Raw genomic sequence first — 4,715 nt, 5'->3', positions numbered from 1 at the left:
TGCTCGGCCGTCTCCTCGGCCGCCCCCTCGAGCCGGCGCATGGGCCGGATGAGCGAGCGGGCGGTGACCAGGGCCAGCACCACGGCGACGGCCAGAGCGGCGGCCAGCAGCAGGCTGTACAGCCAGGCCCGCCGGTCGGCGCCTTCCTTGATGGCCGTGCTGGTGGCGATCACGTCGGCGCTGAGGCGCTCCTCGACCACCCGCATGCGGTCCAGCTTGACGCTCATGGCGCCGAACCAGTACTGCGGGTTGATGCCGAGCTTGGGGGCGGTGGCGCTCTCGGGCTTGAGGGCCTGCTCGATGAACTCGTCGACCCGTTGGACCTCCGGCCCGGCCACGACCTGCTCGCGGTACTCGTGCTGGGCCTCGGTGGCGTTGGCGTCGAACTGGGCGGTGTAGATGACCTCGGCGGCGACCAGGGCGCTGAGCTTGGCGTGCTCGTTGCCCTCGAACCGGTCCGCCGTGTAGACGTTCTGGAGCAGGCTGCGCTGGGCGTCGGCGAAGTCCTTGGCCCGGGAGATCGCGACCGAGGCGGCCACGCCCTTGAGCAGAAGCTCGTTGTTGGAGCGGGGCGCGATCTCGCCGTTGATGTCGAGCAGGTCGCTGATGGTGTCGGTGTACTGCTCCAGCGCCGCGTCCGGGGTGTCGAGCGGGCCGTGGCCCTCCTCGGTGGCGTGCTCGAGCTCCTCCTCGCCCTCCTCCTCGTGCAGCTCGATGCCGGGCTCGACCTCCAGCTTGGACGGGTCGATCCTGGCCTGGTCGATCGTGTTCCGCTGTTCGTCGAGGCGGCCCAGCTCGCTCAGGCCGTACTCGATCTTCTCCGCCAGCAGCTCGTCGCCGGCGCTGAGCCGCTGGGCCTCGGCCCGGTAGGTGGCGGCCGCCTGGTCGACCGCGCGCCGCTGCTTGCGCAGCGCCACCTCCCACTGCCGGCGGTCGCTGTCGATGTAGCTGACCGAGAGACTGCGCTCGCCCTGGAGCTGGTGGACCAGGGGCGCCAGGCCGGCGGCCAGGCGGGCGAAGGCGGTGCTGCGGGCGGCCCGGTCGCTCTCAGCCTGGTTCTGGCGGATGCCCACGAGGGCGAGGACGGCCAGCATCAGCAGGGGGCCGAGCACGCAGATGATGAGCTTGGTTCGGATCGGTAGGTTACGGAACATCTGCGACCAACCTTGCGTACGGCGGGAGAGGAAGGCGCTTGACGCTACCGTTTCTGTCAAGCCCGCCACAATGCGGGAATCTGCGGACTCTCGGCTGGTCAGACCGATGTGTCGTAGCTCAAGGGGTGCGCAGCGGCGTAGTCCCTAATGGGTTATCCGAACTACGTATCACTCCTTCCCGCGGCCGAGCGGCGGCACGACGCCGGTCAAGGCGCCGGCGGTGTCAGCCCGGCCGGACGGGGTCCGGGGCGCGGGCCGAGAGGACCGTCGCGGGAAGGCGCGCGGTGGCGGTGACGCCGCCCTGGGGAGGGGCCGAGCCGGACCGCGAACCGTTGGCCGTGGGCCGGGCGGCCACGATCAGCAGGCCGAGCCGGTCGCCGCCGTCCTGGTCGGACCGGCGCAAGCGCGCTAGGTCTGGGCCTTGCCGCTCTTTCCCTTGGTCCTGGTCTTGCCGAGGGGCCGCGGGCGGGGGGTCGGTGGCTCGAAGCCGCGCTCGCGCATGCCCCGCTCGATCTCGGCGATGGCCGTCTCCACGACGTTGACCCTGGCGTAGCGCTTGGACTCGGCCGGGATCAGGAACCAGGGGGCCAGCGGATGATCGGTCCGCTCCAGCATGTCCTCGATGGCCTGCTCGTAGGCGGCGCGCTTCTCGCGGTTGCGCCAGTCCTCGTCGGTCAGCTTCCAGGTCTTCAGGGGCTCGGTCTCGCGCCGCTTGAACCGGCGCAGCTGCTCCTCCTCGGAGATGTGCATCCAGAACTTGAGCAGGATCATGCCCTCGAGCGCCAGCGAGCGCTCGAAGTCGACGATCTCGTCGTAGCCCCGGCTCCACTGGTCGACCGTGGCGAACCCCTCCACCCGCTCGACCAGGACCCGCCCGTACCAGGAGCGGTCGAGCACGGCCATGCCGCCCCACCCGGGCAGGCTCGACCAGAACCGGAGCAGGAAGTGGTGCCGCTTCTCGTCGTAGGTCGGGGCGGCGAAGGTGGCCACCCGCACGTGCCGGGGGTCCATCGGATGGACCAGACGGCGGATGGCGCCGCCCTTGCCGGAGGCGTCCCAACCCTCGAACAGCACGCACACCGGCGGCCCCAGCCGCCCGTCCCCCAGCAGCCCGCCCAGGGTGAGCCGCAGCTCCAGCAGCCGGTTGGAGGCCGTCTCCAGCCGCTCCGCCTCCTCCTGGCGGCTCAGCCTGAGGCTCAGGTCGAGGTCGTCGAGGCGTCCCATCCGCCGATCCTGGCAGCAGCCGCCCGCAACCGGCAAGAGGACAAGCTCAGTGGCGCCGCAGGGCGGCCAGCGACAGGCCGGGGGCGATCGCCTCGGGATCAACGTGGAGGTCGAGCACGGCCGGGCGCCCGGCGGCCAGGGCCCGCTCCAGGGCGGCCGGGAACTCCTCGGCGTCGGTGACCGTCTCGCCATGGGCGCCGTAGGCCTCGGCCAGGGCGGCGAAGCCGGGGTTCCGCAGGTCGGTCGCGATCACCCGGCCCGGGTAGGTCCGCTCCTGGTGCATGCGGATGGTGCCGTACATGCCGTTGTTGGCCACCAGCACGACCACGTCCAGGCGGTGCTGGACGGCCGTGGCCAGCTCCTGGCCGGTCATCAGGAAGTCGCCGTCGCCGGTCACCGCCACCACTGGGCGGCCCGGGTGGACGACCTTGGCGGCCAGCGCGGCCGGGAGGCCGAAGCCCATGGCGCCGCTCTTGGGCGCCACCTGCGTCCCGAGCCGCCGGAACTGGAAGAAGCGGTGGACCCAGCCGGTGAAGTTCCCGGCCCCGCTGGTGATCACCGCGTCGTCGGGCAGCCGCTCGCGCAGGGCCGCCATCACCTGCCCGAGGTCGACCGTCCCGGGGGTCTTGGCGGGGTCGCTGGTGGGTACCGTGCCGGAGGCGCTGTCGGGGGCCTTGCCGGGAGCGCTGCCCGGGGCCTTGCCGGAAATGCTGCCCGGGGCCTTGCCGAGGGCGCCGCCCGGGGCCGGCCACGGCCGCACCCAGGCCAGGTAGTTGGCCCGGGCCGCCTCCGTCCAGACCGCCCAGGCCTCGCCCCGCACCGGCGGGACCGAGCGCCAGGCGGCCACGAACGGGCCCACGGCGGCGTTGACGGCCAGGTCGGGCTGGTAGACCCGGCCCAGCTCGGCCAGGCCGGGGTGGACGTGGACGAGCCGTTGGCGGGGGACCGGCGCCTCCAGCAGCCGGTAGGCGCCGGTGGTGATCTCCCCGAGGCGGGGCCCGACGGCCACCACCAGGTCGGCCGCCCGGACCCGCTCGGCCAGGGCCGGGTTGGGGCTCACCCCGAGGTCACCGACGTAGCTGGGGGAGCGGTTGTCGAGCACGTCCTGGGAGCGGAACGAGACCGCCACCGGCAGCTGGCTGGCCTCGGCCACGGCCCGCAGGCCGGCCGCGGCCGCCTCGGTCCATCCGGGGCCGCCGGCGATCACCAGCGGCCGCCGGGCCCCGCCGAGCAGCTCGCGCAGGCGGGCCAGGTCGGCCGGAGCGGCCGCCGGGACGACCGGCCGCACGGGACGGGCGTCGGCCACCCGGGCGGTCGCGGCCAGCACGTCCTCGGGCAGGGCCAGCACCACCGGTCCCGGCCGCCCCGACACCGCCACCTGGACCGCCCTGGCCAGCAGCTCCGGCAGCCGAGCCGGATCGTCCGCCTCGGCCGCCCACTTGGCCATCGGCCCGAACACGGCCGGCACGTCCAGCTCCTGGAACGCCTCGCGGCCGCGGACGGCCCGCCCCACCTGCCCGACCAGCAGCAGCATGGGCGCCGAGTCCTGCGCCGCGGTGTGGACCCCGACGCTGGCCTGGGTGGCCCCCGGCCCCCTGGTGACCAGGCAGACGCCGGGCCGCCCGGTGAGCTTCCCGTAGGCCACCGCCATGTTGGCCGCCGCGGCCTCGTGCCGGCACGTGATCAACCGGGTCGGCCCGCCGTAGAGGGCGTCCAGCACGGCCAGGAAGCTCTCCCCGGGCACGCAGAAGACGGCCTCGATCCCGTTGGCCTCCAAGGCGTCGGTGACGATCTGGCCACCGGTACGGTTCCGCATGCGGCGGACGATAGCAGGGCTGGTGGGGCGGGCAGGTGGTGAGTCGGGTCCCCATGGATGTAGGGGGCGGTGGGTCGGGGGTCCCGGAGGTTGGACCCCATGTCCCGTGCCGGGGGGGGGGGTGGGGGTCGTCGGCCCTCGGTTGCTGGGCCTCGTGGGTTCGACAGGACCCTGACGGCCTGGCGGGGCCGCCCGGGCCGAACGGGTCCTTGGGTTGCGGCGGCTGCTGGACCGGCTGGAAGGCCACTGGCTCGGGGAGCTGGCCGCGGTGCGGCTTCCCGGGCTGACCACTGACCGGGCGCGCTACAAGGCCACCATGCAGGTCGCCGCGATCAACGGGCGGCGATGACATCTTGAACAGGCCCTGATTTGTCGGCTTGTCGCGCGGCCTGGCCGAGCGGCCCCAACTCCTTATTGCGCCGGTGCCGGTCTTCGGTGCCAGCAGAGAGCCCACGACGTTGACAAGCAAAACTCTGACTATATAGAGTTAACGCATGACCCGTTCCCGGCGCCCGTCGGCC

General features: G+C 73.3%; 5 protein-coding genes. 1 reads left to right on the top strand and 4 read right to left on the bottom strand.

What is annotated here, in order from left to right; translation table 11 throughout:
- From VF468_11775 to VF468_11760, 4 genes are all read right to left on the bottom strand, one after another.
- Nucleotides 1-1,154 (bottom strand): nitrate- and nitrite sensing domain-containing protein (locus tag VF468_11775; GenBank protein HEX5878978.1); only part of this gene is annotated, 1,154 nt, incomplete at its 3' end.
- A 223-nt stretch (nucleotides 1,155-1,377) separates the two neighbouring features.
- The gene (locus VF468_11770) at nucleotides 1,378-1,557 is read right to left on the bottom strand and encodes a hypothetical protein (protein ID HEX5878977.1); all 180 of its coding nucleotides are present in this window, start codon (nucleotides 1,555-1,557) and stop codon (nucleotides 1,378-1,380) included.
- 5 nt (nucleotides 1,558-1,562) lie between these two features.
- Nucleotides 1,563-2,378 (bottom strand): UDP-galactose-lipid carrier transferase, encoded by an 816-nt coding sequence (locus VF468_11765; protein HEX5878976.1) that lies wholly within the window; start codon nucleotides 2,376-2,378, stop codon nucleotides 1,563-1,565.
- Between the two features lie 46 nt (nucleotides 2,379-2,424).
- A complete protein-coding gene (locus VF468_11760) occupies nucleotides 2,425-4,194 on the bottom strand; it encodes a thiamine pyrophosphate-binding protein (protein HEX5878975.1) in 1,770 nt (589 codons plus the stop codon).
- 214 nt (nucleotides 4,195-4,408) lie between these two features.
- On the opposite strand from VF468_11760, the gene VF468_11755 reads away from it, so the two are divergent.
- Entirely contained in the window at nucleotides 4,409-4,543 is a 135-nt protein-coding gene (locus VF468_11755; GenBank protein ID HEX5878974.1) for a hypothetical protein, read from the top strand.
- Nucleotides 4,544-4,715: the final 172 nt, after the last annotated feature.

This window comes from Actinomycetota bacterium, assembly GCA_036280995.1.
Lineage (GTDB): Bacteria > Actinomycetota > CALGFH01 > CALGFH01 > CALGFH01 > CALGFH01.
This window is presented reverse-complemented; position numbering and strand designations above follow the sequence as displayed.